This window comes from Rhodophyticola porphyridii, assembly GCF_003688285.1.
Classification (GTDB): domain Bacteria; phylum Pseudomonadota; class Alphaproteobacteria; order Rhodobacterales; family Rhodobacteraceae; genus Rhodophyticola; species Rhodophyticola porphyridii.
Genome location: NZ_RCNT01000004.1, coordinates 192,885 through 209,376 on the forward strand (window position 1 = coordinate 192,885; position 16,492 = coordinate 209,376).

The window sequence follows — 16,492 nt, forward strand, 5'->3', positions numbered from 1 at the left end:
TCTTTCCCCTTCTCTCTCAGGCCCGGCCACGCAGCATCGCGTTATAGGTGGCTTTCAGACCGATCTCCTTGATCAGCCAGCTGACCCACAATTCCTCAAGCGGCGCGATGATGCCCGGGAAACTGGGAACCAGATCGTTGTTGTAATCGAACTCGATCAGCATCGCGCGGCCCACCCGCGTGATCAGCGGGCAGGAGGTATAGCCGGTATAGATATGATCCGTCTGCCCCCCGGCGATCTGCGCGATCAACTGGTCCTCGACCACGGGCACCTGCCATTTCGCGCTGGCCGCGGTCTTGCCCTTGGGCACACCGGCCACGTCGCCAACCGCAAACACCGTGTCGTGACGGGTATGGCGGAGCGTGTATTGATCGACCTCGATCCAGCCCTGTTCCCCGTTCGCGCCGGTCTGCCAGGACAGCCCGCCGTCGCGCACCACCTGCGCCGCGCGCATCGGCGGAATGACATTGGTGAAATCGAACGCGATCTCCTCGCTGCCGCCATCAGGAGTGCGGAATGTCGCGATCTTCCGGCCCGGGTCAATTGCCGTCATCACCCTGTTGTAGCGGGTGTCGAAGCCTTGCCGGTCGTACAGCATACGGACCTTCTCGTTCACGATGGGGACGCCGAAAAGCGAACCGGAATGAGCACAATAGATAATCTCCATCCGGTCCCGGGTGCCTTTGCGCCGGGCATAGTCATCGGTCAGGAAGGTGTATTTCAGGGGCGCGCCGGCGCATTTCATTTCCGTCGCGGGCCGGGTGAACAGCCCCACGCCACCCTCGTCGGTGAACCGGTCCATTTCGCGCCAGGTCGCTTCCGCCTCTTCGGGGCCCGCATAGACAGAGCCGATACCGTTCTGGCCGATCAGATCGCGGGACATCCCCTCGATCCCCTCGTAATGCAGCTCCAGCCCCGAGGCGACGATCAGATAATCATAGTCGAGCCTGTCCCCGGTGGATGTGGTGACGCGCTTCGCTTCGGGGTCGATGCCGGTCGCCGCGCCCTCGATCCATGTGATGCCGCGCGGCAGCCAGTCCGCCGTGGCCGATACCGAGTATTCCGCCGGACGCAGCCCCGCCGCGATCAGCGTGAAACCCGGCTGATAAAGATGCCGCTGGCGCGGGTCGACGATGGTGATCTGCGCGCCGTCGATCCGGGTGCTGAGCCGGTTGGCAATGGCCGTGCCCGCCGCCCCGGCCCCGATGATCACGATCCGGGCACTGCTCTGGATGGTCTGCGCCCTGGCCGCGGGCGCGGATGGCAGCGCGCTGATGGCCCCGCCTGCCGCGATCAGGCCCAAGAGACGGCGACGTGTTTCGAAATCGGGTTGGTCAGGCATCTGTCCTCTCCCCCAAGGTACAGTAATTGGCTTCCGGTGATATAGTATACAGAGACAACCATTAACATTGATGTAGATCAAACCGGCTGAAACCGCTTGATCCGACTCGCCCGCCTGAATAGCCAGAACGGACCACACCGCCCGCAGATACCGAAAGGTCGGCCCTTCATTGCCCGACGCCACCTCACCTGCCCAAGCCTTTGGCACCCATCTTCTGATCGAACTGACCGGCGGCACGGGTCTGGATGATGCCGCGCGGGTCGAACGGGCTTTTCGCGATTGCGTGGCGGCCTGCGGAGCGACGTTGCTGCATCTGCACACGCACCGGTTTGAGCCCTACGGGATCACCGGCGTCGCCATGCTGGCCGAAAGCCACATCACAGCGCATACATGGCCCGAAATCGGCTATGGCGCGTTCGACGTGTTCATGTGTGGCACCGCCACGCCCTGGCCCGCCGTCGATATATTGCGGCGCACCTTTTCGGCCACCGACATTTGGGTCAGCAAGATCGAACGGGGCCCGGGCGGCGCCAAAAACCTTGCGGCGGAGTAACCGTCAGCGCTCGGGCGGGATCGAATAGGTCAGCGTCGCGCGCGCCACCGGCTTGTCGCCGCCTTCGGAATAGATCAGGCAATCGCCCACCGCCAGAGCCCGGCCCAGCTTCAGGAGGGTCGTATGGCCGATCAGATCCGCGCCCGCCACCGGCTTGCGCATGAAATCGATGGAGCAATTCGTGGTCACGGCCAGCGCCTTGGGTCCGATCATCGCCAGAACCGCCAGATAGACACCCACATCGGCCAGCGAAAACATCGTCGGACCCGACACCGTGCCACCCGGGCGCAGATGCTGTTCCGTGACCAGCAGGCGCACACGCACAGTACCCTCGCCCAGTTCTTCGATCCGGAAGATATCGGCAACCTGTGGAAATTCAGTTGCCAGAAACGCCTGCAACGCTTCCTTGTCCATCGCCAACGCCATTGCGCCACCCCCTTCTTTCGCCCTAGGCTTCGCGGGTTTTCTGCGACTTGGCAAGGGAGTGCGACGTGGCCGAGCAAATCTTGATCCGGGAAGATATCGGCGCGATCACACGCCTGACACTCAATGCGCCCGGCAGCCTCAACGCCCTGTCGGATGCGATGCTGGCACGGCTGAAAGAGGAGTTTTCAAGCCTGATGCAGGATACCGGCCAGCGCGTGGTCATTCTGCGCGGCGCGGGCAAGGCCTTCTGCGCAGGCCATGACCTGAAGGAGCTGCGCGCAAAAAGACAGGAGGCCGACAAGGGCGCGGTTGCGATCCGCGACCTGTTCGATCGCTGCGCCGAGGTGATGCAGATGATCCCGCGGCTGCCGCAGCCGGTCATCGCACAGGTCCATGGCATCGCCACGGCGGCGGGGTGTCAGCTTGTGGCCTCCTGTGACCTGGCCGTGGCGTCCGACGAAACGCGCTTTGGCGTGAATGGCGTGAATATCGGGCTCTTCTGCTCCACGCCGATGGTGGCGCTGTCCCGCAATGTGCCCCGCAAACACGTGTTCGAGATGCTGACCACCGGCCGTTTCATCTATGCCAATCGCGCCGCCGAACTTGGCCTGATCAACAAATCCGTCCATTCCGAGGCGCTGGAAAGCGAGACGATGGACCTCGCCGAGACCATCGCCGCCAAACTCGGCAGCGCCGTGACGGTCGGCAAGCGCGCTTTTTACGAACAGCTGGAACTGCCTTTGAACGCAGCCTACGAGATGACCGGGGCGGTCATGGTGGAAAACATGCAGAATAACGACACAGCCGAAGGAATCTCGGCATTTCTTGAAAAGCGGGTCCCGAACTGGTCGCAAGACTGATACCCCTAGACAAGGGCAGTGAGGCTCGGAACAAGCCGGCGGATGACCGGCAGCACGGATCGGGGCAGAACACATGACATTCAGACTATTGCCGGCGCTCGCGCTGGCCTTCTTTGGCACATCTGCCTTTGCGCAAAGCCTTGATGGCGCAAGCATCGTTTTAGAACAGCAGCATTATGACGATGGAGGGGGCTTTACCGTCACCTCGCGCGAAATCGGCGCGGATATCGCTTTCGCCTTCAACGGCGGCTTCGGCATGCAACTGGGCTTTGCCCACTCGTCCGAAACCGACAGTTCCGACCCGTTTCTGGATTTCCAGTCGGACAATTCCTACGCGCTGCATCTCTTCTACGATGCCTCCGACGCGGTTCGGCTTGGCGTACTGGCCGCTGCCGACACGTTCAACGATGGCGACCGGTTCCTTGGGATTGAAGGGATTTTCCTCAATGACCGGGTGCGTGCCGAGGCGCGGATCGGGCGTTTCATCTCGGATGTGGAGCCTGCAAATCTCTACGAACTCCACGGGGCCTACGCGCTGACCGACAGGGTTCGCCTGCTCGGCATGCTGCGCCGGGTCGATTTTGACGATAGCCTCGGCCATTACAATCTGGGCTCGCTCGGCTTTGGCTTTGGTGTGACCGAGAGCGCGGAGTTTTATGCCATCTACGCCCGCCACGAGAACGATTTCGGCACCGTCACCGATGTCTATAACGGCGACGTGGTGAGCTTTGGATTGCGCGTGACCTTCGGGCCGCGAAACGACCGGATGTTCACCTACACACCGTTCTACTGAGCGCCTGAATACTGTCGGTGCAGCAGCAGGACGGCCCTGCCGCACCGACACCCATGCGTCCGCGTTTGCGGGGGCACCGGGATCAGAACCCGTAGATCTCTCCGAACTTCGTGTCCAGATACTCCAGAAGCGGCTCGACACCGACCGGTGCACCTGTGGCGTGCTCAATCGTCTCGCGCGGGGGGCGCATCCCGCCATGGCGCTGCAACCTGTCCCGCAGCCAATCCAGTGCCGGGGACGGATCGCCCGTGGCCAGCGCAGCGTCCAGATCCGGCAGGTCGCGGCGCAGCGCCTGATGCAGGCACCCGGCATAGACATTGCCAAGCGAATAGGTCGGGAAATACCCGATGAGCCCCGCCGACCAGTGCACATCCTGCAAGACGCCGTTCGAGGGCTTGTCGACCGCCACCCCGAAATCGGCCAGAAACCTGTCGTTCCAGGCCGCTTCCAGATCCGGCACGGCCAGATCGCCGGCCAGCATCGCGCGCTCCAGATCGAAACGCATCAGGATATGGAGGTTGTAATGCACCTCGTCGGCTTCGGTCCGGATATGGCCCGGTGCCACGCGGTTGACGGCGGCGTGAAACGCCTCCTCCCCCTGCACGTTCAGCGCGCCGAACCGGTCCCGCATCCGGCCATAGAGCCAGCAGGTGAAGGCCCGGCTTCGGGCAAGCTGGTTCTCGTAGATCCGGCTCTGGCTTTCATGCACACCCATCGACACGCCCTGTCCGAGCGCGCTGAGCGTCAGATCCGGGGCGATGTTCTGCTCGTAGCAGGCATGCCCGACCTCGTGGATCGTGGAATAGAAGCAGCCAAACGGCTCCGCCTCGTCGACTCGGGTGGTGATCCGCACATCATGACCGCTGCCGGAACTGAACGGGTGCACCGCCTCGTCGATCCGGCCGCGGTTGAAATCGTAACCGAAGGCCCGGGCGAGCTCCTCCGACAGGGCCAGTTGCTGGGCTTTCGGGAACACGCCCTTGAGCGGCACCGGGTCATGACCGCTTTCGGCCACCGCCGCGCGCAGCGCCACAAGGCGCGGGCGGAGCACACCGAACATCTCGTCCAGCGCCGCGCCCGTCATGCCCGGCTCGTAATCCTGCAACAAGGCGTCATAGGCATCGCCGCCGCCCGAGAGCGCCGCAGCTTCCTGCTGCCGCAAGGACAGGATTTCCGACAGAACCGGCAGAAAAGACGCCACATCCTCGCTGGCGCGGGCCCGCGCCCATTGCCCATGGGCAAGTGCGGTGGTGCGCACGATGGCCGCGGATAGGTCGGCGGGCACTTTGGTCGCCCGGTCATAGGCCCGCCGGATCAGCCTGACATGGGCCTGCTCGGCTTCGGTTTCGGGGTTGGACGCCGCCAGCCACTCGGCCACCCGCGGATCGACCCGGCGGCCATGCAGCACGGCCTCCAGTGCGGCCAGTTCCTCACCGCGCTGCTCCACCGCCCCTTGGGGCATCACGGTCTCCTGATCCCAGCTCAGCCGCCCCATCACCTGGGCCAGCGCCTCGGTCTGGCGCTGAAACGCCAGAAGCTCCGCCATCGCGCTCATCGGTGTTATCCCCTTATCGATTGTGGCAGCGGATAGATGCTCAGGAACCGCGCGCGCAGCACCAGAACCACCAGCACCACCGCTCCGAACTGATGCAAAATCGCCAGATGCCACGGTGCCGAATGCATCACGGTCACGATCCCCAGAACCATCTGCCCGAACAGGATCACCGCCAGCCAGTCAAAGGCCCGCCGTGTGCTGACAAGCGCCGAACGCCGCGCCGCGAACCAGGTCCCGATACCGAAAAGGACCAGCAGATAGCCCACGATCCGGTGGAAGAACTGAACCGTCCCGTCATTTTCGAACAGGTTGCGCCAGACCGGATCCAGCGCCCACATATCGGGCGGGGTGAAACCGCCCGCCATCAGCGGCCAGTCAACATAGTTGCGGCCCGCATCGATGCCGGCCACCAGCGCCCCGATCACCACCTGCAGAAACGTCAGATGGAGCAGCCCCGTGGCCATGCCCTTCAGGCGCCGGTCGCCGTTGCGCCGGGCCTGCATCAGGGCCGCTTCCTCCCGGCCAAGCGCCATCACGTACCATGCGATCAGCGCCAGGATCACGAAGGCCAGCCCCAGATGCACCGCCAACCGGTAGGAGGCGACATCGAGCATGCCGGCCTCCAGCCCGGAGGAGACCATCCACCAGCCGATCGCGCCCTGCAAACCGCCAAGCGCCCCGAGCAACAGCAACCTCCCGGTCCAGCCCACGGGCATCCTGCGCGTCGCGAGAAAGCCGACGAAGCCAAGCGCCCAGACCAGCCCGATGATCCGGCCCAGCTGCCGATGGCCCCATTCCCACCAATAGATCACCTTGAACTCGTCAAGACTCATCCCGCGGTTCTGGAGCTGATATTCCGGGATCGCGCGATAGGCGTCGAACTCGGCCTGCCAGTCCTCCGCGCTGAGCGGCGGCAGGGCGCCCGTCACAGGGGCCCATTCGGTGATCGACAGGCCACTGTCGGTCAGCCGCGTCAGCCCGCCCACCGCAATCATCACCACGACCAGCGCGAAGAGCACCATCAGCCAGGCCCGCACCAGCGCGCGCCCCCGCCCGCGCCCGCCGCTGACCCCGCCGGGCACCGCCGCGGGTTTCTGCGTCTCCGTCACATCTTCGAAAATACTCCGGCTCATGCCGCCTGCCCCGCCTCGATCGACCTTTCGCCAGAGCTATCGCAAGCGCCGCGCCCCTTCAAGCGACGGCGGCATCCTGTCACGGAATCCCCGGCACCTTGCATTGTGCCACCCCAAATCGACGTGCGGCCCGAAGCGCCGCGCGCCCCCGCGATCAGCGCGACTTTCCGGCCCAACGCACCATCTGCCGCAGGATCCCGTGCAGGATCTGAACATCCGCGCGGGTCAGGGGCAACCGGCCCCACATGTTGCGCAGGTTCACCTTCATCCCCTCGGCCTTGGTTTCGGGAAAGAAGAACCCGGCCGCCTCCAGTCTCTGCTCGAAATGATCGCCGAGCTTCTCCAGTTCCAGACCGGTCGCGAAATCGGTGCCCGCCATTTCCATCACTTCCGGCGGCGCCTCCGCCCCTTTGCGGCGCCATTCATACGCCGTCAGCAAGACGCATTGTGCCAGATTCAGCGATGGAAACTCCGGGTTCACCGGCACAGATATGGTGGCGTCCGCCAGAACGATATCCTCGTTCTCCAGCCCCGCGCGCTCGGGGCCGAACATCACCCCGACCTTGCCGCCTTGGGCCTGAATGGCGCGCGCCTGTTCCATCGCGCGCTCCGGCGTCACGATCGGCTTGGTCAGGCCGCGTGCGCGCGCCGTGGTCGCGAACACATAGGTGCAGTCTCGGATCGCCTCGGGCACGGTGCTGTACAGTCCGGCCTCGTCCAGCAGCCGCCCCGCCCCGCTGGCCAGCGCCACCGCGCGCTCGTTCGGCCATCCGTCGCGGGGGGCCACCACCCGCATCCGGTCCAGCCCGAAATTCCACATCGCCCGTGCCGCGGCACCGATATTCTCGCCCATCTGCGGACGCACCAGAATAAAGACAGGATCGCTCATGCCGCCCGTCTAGTGCCGCACAGGTCGCCGCGCAATCCCCCCATTGTTCGGCTGGGCCGAACCCGCTATCACCCCCGCCAGACCGAAGGACAGCGCCATGACCGAAACCCCGCAGCTTTACCTGATCACGCCCCCCGTTTTCGACCCGCAGGCCTTTGCGCCGCGTCTGGCGGCCGTGCTCGACGCGCATCCCGTCGCCTGCCTGCGCCTGACGCTGGCCACCAGCGACGAAACCGACGTGACCCGCGCGGCGGACGCGCTGCGTGAGGTGGCCCATGCCCGCGACGTACCGCTGGTCATCACCACCCATCTGCAACTGGTCGAGAAGCTGGGGCTTGACGGCGTGCATCTGACCGATGGGGCCCGTTCGGTTCGCAAGACCCGGAAAGAGCTGGGCGCCGACCCCATCGTCGGCGCCTTCTGCGCGGCCTCCTCCCATGAGGGAATGACCGCCGGCGAGGCGGGCGCCGATTACATCGCCTTCGGTCCGGCCGGCGACAGTGCGCTCGGCGATGGCACGCGGGCCGGGCATGATCTGTTCGCCTGGTGGTCCGAGATGATCGAGCTTCCGGTGGTCGCCGAGGGTGCACTCGATACGGGGCTGATCGAAACGCTTGCCCCGGTTGTCGATTTCTTCGCCATCGGAGAGGAAATCTGGCGCGAAGACGATGCCCCCGCCAGCCTCAGCCGGCTGACCGCGCCGCTTCGCTGAGCCCGGCGCGCACCGCCGTTTCGCAGGCCAGCGCCAGCGCCTTGCGGTCCGGCATGTCGGCCACCGCAATATCCGGGTGGTAGATCACCTCCACCCGCCCGTGGGCCCGCGTCGCCAGCATTCTCAGCAGGTTCGGTCCAAAGCCCATATCGCCCCACCAGCCATAGAATTGCGGTGCCTCGCCCGCCGGGGCGACATAGCGCAAGGTGACCGGCTGGATATGCAGGATGTCGCGCAGCCGGTCGGCCTGGAAGGCCGCGAAAAGCGTCGATTTGAAATCAAGCACGCGCTGCCCGTCGGTGCTGGTGCCTTCCGGAAAGAACAGCAGCCTGTGACCGGCGGCCAGACGATCCTCGAAAAGCGCCTGTTGTGCCCGTGCCTCCCCCCTGCGGCGATTGATGAAAAGCGTTCCCGTCCCGCGCGCCAGCCAGCCGATGCCACCCCAGCCGCGAACCTCGGATTTCGCCACGAAGTAAAGCCGCTTGTTTGCGTTCAGAACGAAGATATCCAGCCAACTGACATGGTTGGACACGAAAGCGCCGCGCGCGTGCATCGGCGTGCCGATCACCTGTCGCCGCAGACCCAGTATCCGGCATGCCCAGATGCAGACGAATTGCGTGATCCACGGGGTGATAGGCCGATCCATCCCCCAGATCGGCGCTTCCACAAGCCGCAGCAAAAGGAGCAGGGGAAAACAGACCGCCAGAAGCAGCAAAAGGGCCCCGCCGCGCAGTCCCACGCGCAGCCACCCGGCCGGACCGATGGGTGGGTCCTTCGGCGGGGGCACCCCGGCCCAGGTGATCACGCGACCGCTCCGCGAGTGTAGATATCGCGGTGCCGGGCCGACATCCGGCCCGTGTCCAGCACCAGACAGATGTCGATGCAGTTGAAGGGCCGGTCGATGAACGCCCCCTCCCCCACGAAGCCGCCCAGACGCAGATAGGCCTTGATCAGCGCCGGGATCTCGCGGGTGGCGGCGGGCCGGTCCAGATCCGCCTCCGCCATCAGATCCATGCGCTGGAACGCCGCCGCTCTGGCACGCACGCGCAACTCCGCCGGGGCCAGATGACGGTGATGCAGAAAAGACAGGGGCTGCGCCAGCGGCGCGGGGTCGGTTCCGTGAAACGACGCGACCCCGAACATCACTTCGATCCCGTGATCGGCCACATAGGCCGCCAGCCCGTTCCAGAGATGCATCAGCGCCGTGCCGCCGCGATACTCCCGATGGACGCAGGAGCGCCCAAGCTCCAACAGCCGCCGACCCGAGGATTTGAGCGGGTCCAGATCGTACTCGTCCTCGGAATAGAACTGGCCCGCCGCCCGCGCCTGATCCGAGCGCATCACCCGGTAGACACCGACGACCTTGTCATCGCGGGGGCGGCGGTGATCCAGAAGCAGCAGATGGTCGAAATGGGGGTCGAACCGGTCCCGCTCCAGCCGCGCCGCGTGATCGACAAGCGCCCCGTCGCCGCCAAGTTCGGCCACGAACACCTCATATCTCAGGCGTTGCGCGGCCCGCATATCGGCCGTGTCCTGCGCAAGACGCAGCTCAAAATGGCCATCATCGATCTGCATGCCTCTCCTCACAGCGTCCCGGGCGCGGTTTACCAAAGCCCCGCTTGAACGCAAGCATCCGCCGTGATCGGCGCTTTGCCGCCGAGCCGGATGGTGTTAGCGTTCCATTAACCAGGCGGTTTCTAGAGTGCCGGTTGCCGCCGGATTTCAGGAAAGGATGTCGATGACCAGCCCCACATGTGCGCCATCAATCACGACCTTTCCCTCATGTTCGAAATTCACCGTGATCTTGCCGCCGATATTGGACTGTACCTGCCCCAGGCCCCAATCGGGACGGTCGGGGTGGCGCACCAGCATTCCGGGCTCCAGGATTGCGTTCAGATCGTCTGACATATCGAGGCTCCGCTGATGGATGACAGAAAGATGTTTCCGCCCGAGGATCTGGCCGCACTGGTCGGCTCGCGGCTCTGCCATGATCTGGTCAACCCGCTCGGCGCGATCGGGAACGGCGTCGAGCTTCTGGCCATGACAGGCAGCGCCGATGGACCGGAGATGGCGCTGATCGGCGATGCGGTCAAGGATGCACAGGCGCGGATCAGGTTCTTTCGCATCGCCTTCGGCGCGGCGGGAGCAGAGCAGGAGATCAGCCGGCGCGAAACCGACGAGATCTTGACGGCGCTTTTCGCCACAGGCCGCCTGCGGGTCACATGGCACCCGGACACCGCTTTGCCCCGGATCGATGTGAAACTGGCGTTTCTGATGCTGAATTGCGCCGAAACCGCCCTGCCCATGGGCGGCACCGTCGAGATCCGACGGCGCGATGCGCGACTGGAACTGATCGCGGAAGGCCCGCGCGTCAACGCGGACCGGGCCCTTTGGCAATTGCTGGAACTTCCGGGCCAGACGACCGATGTGCGCGCCGCCGAGGTCCAGTTTCCACTGTTGCGCGACACAGCCTTCGGCGTCGGGCGTGCACCCAGCGTGACCATCGGCGATGCCGGACTGACGATCACCCTTTAGCCAAGCCGGGCCAGTCCGGCGCGGAAACGCCGCATGTTCTGCCGGTAATGCGCGGCGGAGGCCAGAAGACCTGCACGCGCCGCGTCATCCAGCTCCCGCACGACCTTTCCGGGTGCGCCCATCAGAAGGCTGCCATCGGGAATGGTCTTGCCTTCGGTCACCAGCGCGCCGGCACCGATCAGGCAACCCTTGCCTATCACCGCGCCATTCAGCACCGTGGCGCCCATCCCGATCAGGCTGCCATCGCCGATGGTGCAGCCATGCAGCATGGCCTTGTGTCCGATGGTGCAATCCGCGCCGATGCGCAGCGGGCAGCCCGGATCGGTGTGAAACACGCAGTTTTCCTGAACATTGGATCCCGCGCCGACCCGGATTTCCTCGTTATCGCCGCGCAGGGTACACCCGAACCAGATGCTGGCCCCCGCCTCCAGAACCACCCGCCCGATCACATTGGCGTCCGGCGCGATCCAGGTGTCTTCGGCGATCTCCGGGGTGATCCCGTCCAGCGAATAGATCATGTCATCCCCTCCTCGAACTGGTCGTGCAGCATCCGCACATGGCCCTGAAGGCCCGGCTGCTGCGCCTGTTTCAGCCGCTCGGCCTCCACGATCTGCTTCAGCCGGGCCTCGGTCCTGTCCAGATCGTCGTTGATCAGCACGTAGTCATAGCCGTCCCAGTGGCTGATTTCGTCCCAGCTTTTCTGCATCCGCTTGGCGATGGTCTCGGGCGTGTCCTGCCCGCGCGCCTCAAGGCGCCGTCTCAACTCGTCGATGGAGGGCGGGAGAATAAAGATCGACAGAACGTGATCGCGAAGCGCGCTGGTCTTGATCTGTTGCGCCCCCTGCCAGTCGATATCGAACAGGACGTCACGCCCCGCCTCAATGGCCTCGGCCACCGGCGCGACCGGGCTGCCGTAGAAATTGCCGAAGACGAAGGCATGTTCCAGCATCGCGTTCTCGGCGACCATCTTCTTGAACGCCGCCTCGCTGAGGAAATGATAATGCTCGCCATCGACCTCTCCCGGCCGCGGGGGCCGGGTCGTGGCGGAGACCGAGAAGCTCAGCGACGGGTCCCAGTCCATCAGCCGGCGCGCCAGGGTCGATTTGCCCGCGCCGGAGGGCGACGACAGGATGATCAGCAATCCGCGGCGGGTCTGGGGGGCCATCCGGCTACTCCACGTTCTGAACTTGCTCGCGCATCTGATCAATCCGCACTTTCAGGTCAAGGCCGATCCGTGTCAGTTCCGTATCGGAAGATTTGGAACACAGCGTATTGGCCTCGCGGTTGAACTCCTGCATCAGGAAATCAAGCTTGCGGCCCACCGGCCCCTCGGCGCCCAGCAGATCGCGCGCCGCGGTGACATGGGCGCGCAGCCGGTCGATCTCCTCGGTCACGTCGGCTTTCACCGCCAACAGCGCCAGCTCCTGCGCCAACCGCGCGCTATCGACAGCCTCGGCCGCCTCGATCAGCTTGGCAACATTGGCGCGGAACGCGTCCGCGATGGCATCCTGGCGGGCCGCGGCGCGCGCGGCTGAGGCCTCCACCAGCGTGGCTATCTCGTCCAACTGCCGGTCCAGCACGCCCTTCAACGCGGCCCCTTCGGCGGCGCGCATCTCCTGAAACGCGGCCAGAAGCCGTTCGAAATCGTCCAGAAACACACGGGCTTCGGGCGGATCGGGCTCGGCGCCCCGGCCATCGAAAACGCCCGGCATCGCCAGAATATCGGCCGGGCGCGGCGCGGCCACGACGATGCCCGCCGCCTCAGCGGCACGGGTGGCCTGCGCCATGGCGGCAAGCGCGGCCTGCAGCGCGGCTTCATCGACCGATTGCGCCGTCGATCCGGCAGTCCGGGCCAGCCTGAGCGTCAGGTTGATGTTGCCGCGCCCCAGGGCCTTGCTCATCCGGTCCCGCAAGGGCGCCTCCAGCGCGCCCATCCGGTCGGGCAGCCGCAGCCGCAGATCCAACCCCTTGGCATTCACGCCCCGCATTTCCCAGGACCAGACCAGCCCCGGAGCGGACCCTTCGCGGGCCGCGTATCCCGTCATCGAGTTAACCATTTAAGAATTTACCCCCATGCAGGTCGCATTCTATTCAGTTATTAAGAAATGGTTAAGTATTACGCGGCTAGCGTTAACATATTCGATGTCAGCATCACAACGCGCTCATCCCTGCGGCCTTCGCCGAAATGCGCATGACCCGATCACGGATGCAGCAGCGGCGGCCCGAATGCGGTAGCACCCGGCAACGCAAGGACAGCATGACCTACCCGATTATCAGAGATGTCATCACCTACTGGGACCGTCTGCGGGCAGACCGTGACATGCCGGATCGGGTAGAGATCGATCCACGCGAAATCTGCGATCTGCTCAGCTACATGTTCATCCTCGATCGCACCCGCCCCGGTGTCGTGCGGTTCCGCCTGTCCGGCACCCATCTGAACGAACTGATGGGGATGGAGGTACGCGGCATGCCGGTGCGGGCCCTGTTCGAATTGCCGGAACGCGAGCGCTTGATGACAAATGTGGAACGCGTCTTTGCCGGGCCCGCAGCCGTGCATCTGCATCTTGAGGCCGGCGGCCATGGCCGCTCTGCGCTGACGGGCCGGATGGTTCTGCTGCCGCTTCGCGGCACCGACGATACGATCAGCCGCGCGCTCGGCGTACTCACCACCGATGGGCTGATCGGGCAGCCGCCGCGGCGGTTCCGTGTCGCGCGGGCCGATGCCACGCCGCTCCTGTCCGGCAAGGCGGTTCTGGACGCGGTCTTCGACGCGGATCGGAAAAACCGGGGATTGGCGGAAGCCGCGGAACCGTTCCGGGGGGCCGGACCGCGCCACACGCCTGGAAAGCGGCCAAGGCTCTACGTCGTGAAGGGCGGCAAGCCATAGTCGCGACGCATAAGGCCATTAACCAATATGTCGGACCGATCGCCGGAAACATGTTTAACAACGCCGCCCGTCCAGACCCCTGATCCGCGGGGTCCGGACGTGGTTTTCAGCCGAGCGGCGGCGCAGGCCCTAGCCCACCGCGCGGGTCGCCTCACGTCCGGCCGAAAGCTCCTCGGCCACCAGAAAGGCCAGTTCCAGCGACTGGCTGGCATTCAGGCGCGGATCGCAGGCGGTGTGATAGCGCGACGACAGATCCTCGTCAGTCACCGCCCGGACCCCTCCGGTGCACTCGGTCACGTCCTTGCCCGTCATCTCGAAATGGACCCCGCCCGGCACCGTACCCTCGGCCCGGTGGATGGCGAAAAACTCCTGAACCTCGCGCAGCACTCTGTCGAAGGGCCGGGTCTTGTAGCCGCTGGCGGACTTGATCGTGTTGCCATGCATCGGATCGCAGCACCAAACGACATTGGCGCCCTCTTCCCGAACGGTTCTGATCAGCCGCGGCAGATGATCGGCCACGCTGCCGGCGCCGAATCGCGCGATCAGGGTCAGACGCCCGGCCTCGTTTTCCGGGTTCAGCCGCGCCATCAGCAGTTTCAGATCCTCGGGCGTCGTCGTCGGTCCGCATTTCAGGCCGACCGGATTCTGCACGCCGCGGGCAAATTCCACATGCGCGCCATCGGGCTGGCGCGTCCGGTCGCCGATCCAGATCATGTGCCCCGATCCGGCAATCGGAAGACCGCTGGTGGAATCGATCCGGGCCAGAGCCTCTTCGTATTCCAGAAGCAAAGCCTCGTGCGAGGTATAGAAATCGACCGTCGACAGCTCATGATTGGTGTCCGAGGTCAGGCCCGCCGCGGTCATGAAATCCAGACTGTCCTGAATCCGCCCCGCCATATCGCGGTAGCGTTCGGCATCGTCCCCGTCGGTGAAGCCGAGCGTCCAGGAATGCACGCGGTGGATATCGGCGAACCCGCCGGTCGAAAACGCGCGCAGCAGGTTCAGCGACGCCGCCGCCTGGGTGTAGGCCTGCAACATCCGGCTCGGGTCCGGGTTTCGCGCCTCGGGCGTGAAATCCAGTTCGTTGATGATATCGCCGCGGTAACTGGGCAGTTCGACGCCGTTCTTCACTTCGGTCGGGGCGGAGCGCGGCTTGGCGAACTGACCGGCCATCCGGCCCACCTTCACCACCGGAACCTTGGCGCCGTAGGTCAGCACCATCGCCATCTGAAGCATCACCTTGAACGTGTCGCGGATCGCATCGGCGCTGAACTCGGCAAAGCTTTCGGCGCAGTCCCCGCCCTGCAGCAGAAATGCCTCGCCACGGGCCACGGCGCCAAGCTCGGCCTTCAGCCGCCGGGCCTCTCCGGCAAAAACCAGCGGCGGGTACTTTGCAAGCTGCGCCTCGACGACGGCCAGCGCCGCCTGATCGGGATAGTCGGGCATCTGCACCCGCGGTTTCGCGCGCCAGTCCGATTTGCTCCAGCTTTTTGCCGCTGTCATGACAGCCTCCTTTGAAAACACGGCTCCGCTTATAGGGGCGACCGGCCTGGCATCCAATGGTCTATTTTAAGGTTACCGGGGATTGCCACGGATGGAAAATGATGGTTTCGCTACCAGACCGGGTTTCATTGGCATGGTATCCGGTCGGGAGGAAAGAAAGGACCGGCGCATGGCCAGCCTGAAGAACGGCGTGCCGAGCCAGCCGAAACGCTATGTGTTCGTGCTGCTTGACCAGTTCACGATGCTTTGCTTTTCCTGCGCAGTCGAGGCGCTGCGCATCGCCAACCGCATGGCCGGCGAGCAGCTCTATGACTGGTCGCTCGCCGGAGAGGGCGGCGAGATCGCCTATTGCAGCGCCGGGATCGGCTACAAGCTCGATCACGATCTGGAGGAGGTGGGGCGCGACGACACCGTCCTGCTCTGCGGCGGGATCGACGTGCAGGCCGCCACCACCAAACGGCTGCTGAACTGGCTTCGGCGGGAGGCGCGCAAGGGCGCCGTCATCGGCGGGCTCTGCACCGCGGGTTATACGCTGGCGCGCGCGGGGCTTCTGGATGGCAAACGCGCGACGATCCACTGGGAAAACCAGGACAGTTTCACCGAGGAATTCGAGGATGTGGCGCTGACGAAATCGGTCTTCGTGATCGACGGCAACCGGATCACCACCGCGGGCGGCACCGCCTCGATCGACCTGATGCTCAAGATCATCGCCACCGATCACGGGGAAGACCTTGCCAATCTGGTTGCCGATCAGTTGATCTACACGTCCATCCGCACCGATCAGGACACGCAGCGCCTTTCGATCCCCACCCGCATCGGTGTGCGCCACCCCAAGCTAGGGCAGGTGATCCGGATGATGGAGCAGAATATCGAGGACCCGATCAGTCCCTCGGTCCTGGCTTCCGAAGTGGGGATGTCGACGCGCCAGTTGGAGCGGCTGTTCCGCCGCTATCTCAACCGCTCCCCCAAGCGATACTACATGGAACTCAGGCTGGCCAAGGCGCGCAACCTGCTGATGCAGACCGATATGAGCGTGATCAATGTTGCGCTGGCCTGCGGGTTCGCCTCGCCCTCGCATTTCTCGAAATGCTATCGGGCCCATTACGACACCACCCCCTACCGGGAACGCGGCAGCCACGCGACACGCGAAAAGGTATAGCCCCGGCCTGATCCTGACCGGCCTCCCGTCTCCGCTGCCTTGCGGATTGCCTGGCCTGCGGCCCAGGATGGGCATCCGCTTTCGTCACGATTGGGCCGTTGCGCCGATCACCGGCCTGCCTTGCCACACCGCCCCGACCGGCCTT

The 16,492-nt window shown here is 64.8% G+C and carries 19 protein-coding genes; 7 read left to right on the forward strand and 12 right to left on the reverse strand.

The genetic code is table 11. The annotated features are described in order from the left end of the window. Nucleotides 1–16 precede the first annotated feature (16 nt). Nucleotides 17–1,342 (reverse strand): NAD(P)/FAD-dependent oxidoreductase, encoded by a 1,326-nt coding sequence (locus tag D9R08_RS09750; protein WP_121897855.1) that lies wholly within the window; start codon nucleotides 1,340–1,342, stop codon nucleotides 17–19. A 169-nt stretch (nucleotides 1,343–1,511) separates the two neighbouring features. Here D9R08_RS09750 and speD point away from each other — a divergent pair, with 169 nt between their 5' ends. Continuing rightward, complete coding sequence (gene speD / locus D9R08_RS09755) at nucleotides 1,512–1,895, forward strand: adenosylmethionine decarboxylase (RefSeq protein ID WP_233557403.1); 384 nt, start codon at nucleotides 1,512–1,514, stop codon at nucleotides 1,893–1,895. Between the two features lie 3 nt (nucleotides 1,896–1,898). On the opposite strand, the gene D9R08_RS09760 is transcribed toward speD, so the two are convergent. Further along, nucleotides 1,899–2,321, reverse strand: a complete 423-nt coding sequence (locus D9R08_RS09760) for a PaaI family thioesterase (RefSeq protein ID WP_121897857.1) — start codon at nucleotides 2,319–2,321, stop codon at nucleotides 1,899–1,901. Nucleotides 2,322–2,386: 65 nt separating this feature from the next. On the opposite strand from D9R08_RS09760, the gene D9R08_RS09765 reads away from it, so the two are divergent. Further along, nucleotides 2,387–3,181, forward strand: coding sequence for an enoyl-CoA hydratase (locus D9R08_RS09765; protein WP_121897858.1), 795 nt, complete (start codon nucleotides 2,387–2,389; stop codon nucleotides 3,179–3,181). A 73-nt stretch (nucleotides 3,182–3,254) separates the two neighbouring features. Further along, nucleotides 3,255–3,974 carry a hypothetical protein gene (locus D9R08_RS09770; RefSeq protein WP_147450652.1) on the forward strand — a complete coding sequence of 240 codons (720 nt, stop codon included), beginning with the start codon at nucleotides 3,255–3,257 and terminating at the stop codon, nucleotides 3,972–3,974. Nucleotides 3,975–4,056: 82 nt separating this feature from the next. Here D9R08_RS09770 and D9R08_RS09775 read toward each other — a convergent pair whose 3' ends face one another. From D9R08_RS09775 to D9R08_RS09785, 3 genes are all read right to left on the reverse strand, one after another. Then, nucleotides 4,057–5,529 (reverse strand): carboxypeptidase M32, encoded by a 1,473-nt coding sequence (locus tag D9R08_RS09775; protein ID WP_121897860.1) that lies wholly within the window; start codon nucleotides 5,527–5,529, stop codon nucleotides 4,057–4,059. Nucleotides 5,530–5,534: 5 nt separating this feature from the next. Further along, nucleotides 5,535–6,662, reverse strand: a complete 1,128-nt coding sequence (gene ctaA / locus D9R08_RS09780; protein ID WP_121897861.1) for a heme A synthase — start codon at nucleotides 6,660–6,662, stop codon at nucleotides 5,535–5,537. Nucleotides 6,663–6,816: 154 nt separating this feature from the next. Continuing rightward, entirely contained in the window at nucleotides 6,817–7,551 is a 735-nt protein-coding gene (locus D9R08_RS09785; protein ID WP_121897862.1) for an RNA methyltransferase, read from the reverse strand. Nucleotides 7,552–7,648: 97 nt separating this feature from the next. On the opposite strand from D9R08_RS09785, the gene D9R08_RS09790 reads away from it, so the two are divergent. Continuing rightward, nucleotides 7,649–8,263 (forward strand): thiamine phosphate synthase, encoded by a 615-nt coding sequence (locus D9R08_RS09790; RefSeq protein WP_121897863.1) that lies wholly within the window; start codon nucleotides 7,649–7,651, stop codon nucleotides 8,261–8,263. Here the strand turns inward: D9R08_RS09790 and D9R08_RS09795 are convergent. From D9R08_RS09795 to D9R08_RS09805, 3 genes are all read right to left on the reverse strand, one after another. Next, a complete protein-coding gene (locus tag D9R08_RS09795) occupies nucleotides 8,235–9,068 on the reverse strand; it encodes a lysophospholipid acyltransferase family protein (protein ID WP_121897864.1) in 834 nt (277 codons plus the stop codon). The genes D9R08_RS09790 and D9R08_RS09795 overlap by 29 nt on opposite strands. Next, a complete protein-coding gene (locus D9R08_RS09800) occupies nucleotides 9,065–9,838 on the reverse strand; it encodes a GNAT family N-acetyltransferase (protein WP_121897865.1) in 774 nt (257 codons plus the stop codon). The genes D9R08_RS09795 and D9R08_RS09800 overlap by 4 nt, the downstream gene beginning before the upstream one ends. A gap of 147 nt (nucleotides 9,839–9,985) precedes the next feature. After that, complete coding sequence (locus D9R08_RS09805) at nucleotides 9,986–10,171, reverse strand: DUF3553 domain-containing protein (RefSeq protein WP_121897866.1); 186 nt, start codon at nucleotides 10,169–10,171, stop codon at nucleotides 9,986–9,988. Between the two features lie 15 nt (nucleotides 10,172–10,186). On the opposite strand from D9R08_RS09805, the gene D9R08_RS09810 reads away from it, so the two are divergent. Next, nucleotides 10,187–10,798, forward strand: a complete 612-nt coding sequence (locus D9R08_RS09810; protein WP_121897867.1) for a histidine phosphotransferase family protein — start codon at nucleotides 10,187–10,189, stop codon at nucleotides 10,796–10,798. On the opposite strand, the gene D9R08_RS09815 is transcribed toward D9R08_RS09810, so the two are convergent. The 3 genes from D9R08_RS09815 to D9R08_RS09825 are packed head-to-tail and all read right to left on the reverse strand — an operon-like array spanning nucleotide 10,795 to nucleotide 12,843. Next, the gene (locus tag D9R08_RS09815; protein WP_121897868.1) at nucleotides 10,795–11,316 is read right to left on the reverse strand and encodes a gamma carbonic anhydrase family protein; all 522 of its coding nucleotides are present in this window, start codon (nucleotides 11,314–11,316) and stop codon (nucleotides 10,795–10,797) included. The two genes, D9R08_RS09810 and D9R08_RS09815, sit on opposite strands and share 4 nt — an antisense overlap. Then, nucleotides 11,313–11,963, reverse strand: coding sequence for a guanylate kinase (gene gmk / locus D9R08_RS09820; protein WP_121897869.1), 651 nt, complete (start codon nucleotides 11,961–11,963; stop codon nucleotides 11,313–11,315). The genes D9R08_RS09815 and gmk overlap by 4 nt, the downstream gene beginning before the upstream one ends. 4 nt (nucleotides 11,964–11,967) lie before the next feature. After that, nucleotides 11,968–12,843: a YicC/YloC family endoribonuclease gene (locus D9R08_RS09825; protein ID WP_233557404.1), complete on the reverse strand. Its 876-nt coding sequence runs from the start codon at nucleotides 12,841–12,843 to the stop codon at nucleotides 11,968–11,970. A gap of 212 nt (nucleotides 12,844–13,055) precedes the next feature. On the opposite strand from D9R08_RS09825, the gene D9R08_RS09830 reads away from it, so the two are divergent. Further along, a complete protein-coding gene (locus tag D9R08_RS09830) occupies nucleotides 13,056–13,685 on the forward strand; it encodes a PAS domain-containing protein (RefSeq protein ID WP_158598970.1) in 630 nt (209 codons plus the stop codon). A gap of 129 nt (nucleotides 13,686–13,814) precedes the next feature. On the opposite strand, the gene D9R08_RS09835 is transcribed toward D9R08_RS09830, so the two are convergent. Continuing rightward, nucleotides 13,815–15,188 carry a class II 3-deoxy-7-phosphoheptulonate synthase gene (locus tag D9R08_RS09835; RefSeq protein WP_121897872.1) on the reverse strand — a complete coding sequence of 458 codons (1,374 nt, stop codon included), beginning with the start codon at nucleotides 15,186–15,188 and terminating at the stop codon, nucleotides 13,815–13,817. 169 nt (nucleotides 15,189–15,357) lie between these two features. Here D9R08_RS09835 and D9R08_RS09840 point away from each other — a divergent pair, with 169 nt between their 5' ends. After that, complete coding sequence (locus tag D9R08_RS09840) at nucleotides 15,358–16,347, forward strand: GlxA family transcriptional regulator (protein WP_121897999.1); 990 nt, start codon at nucleotides 15,358–15,360, stop codon at nucleotides 16,345–16,347. Nucleotides 16,348–16,492: the final 145 nt, after the last annotated feature.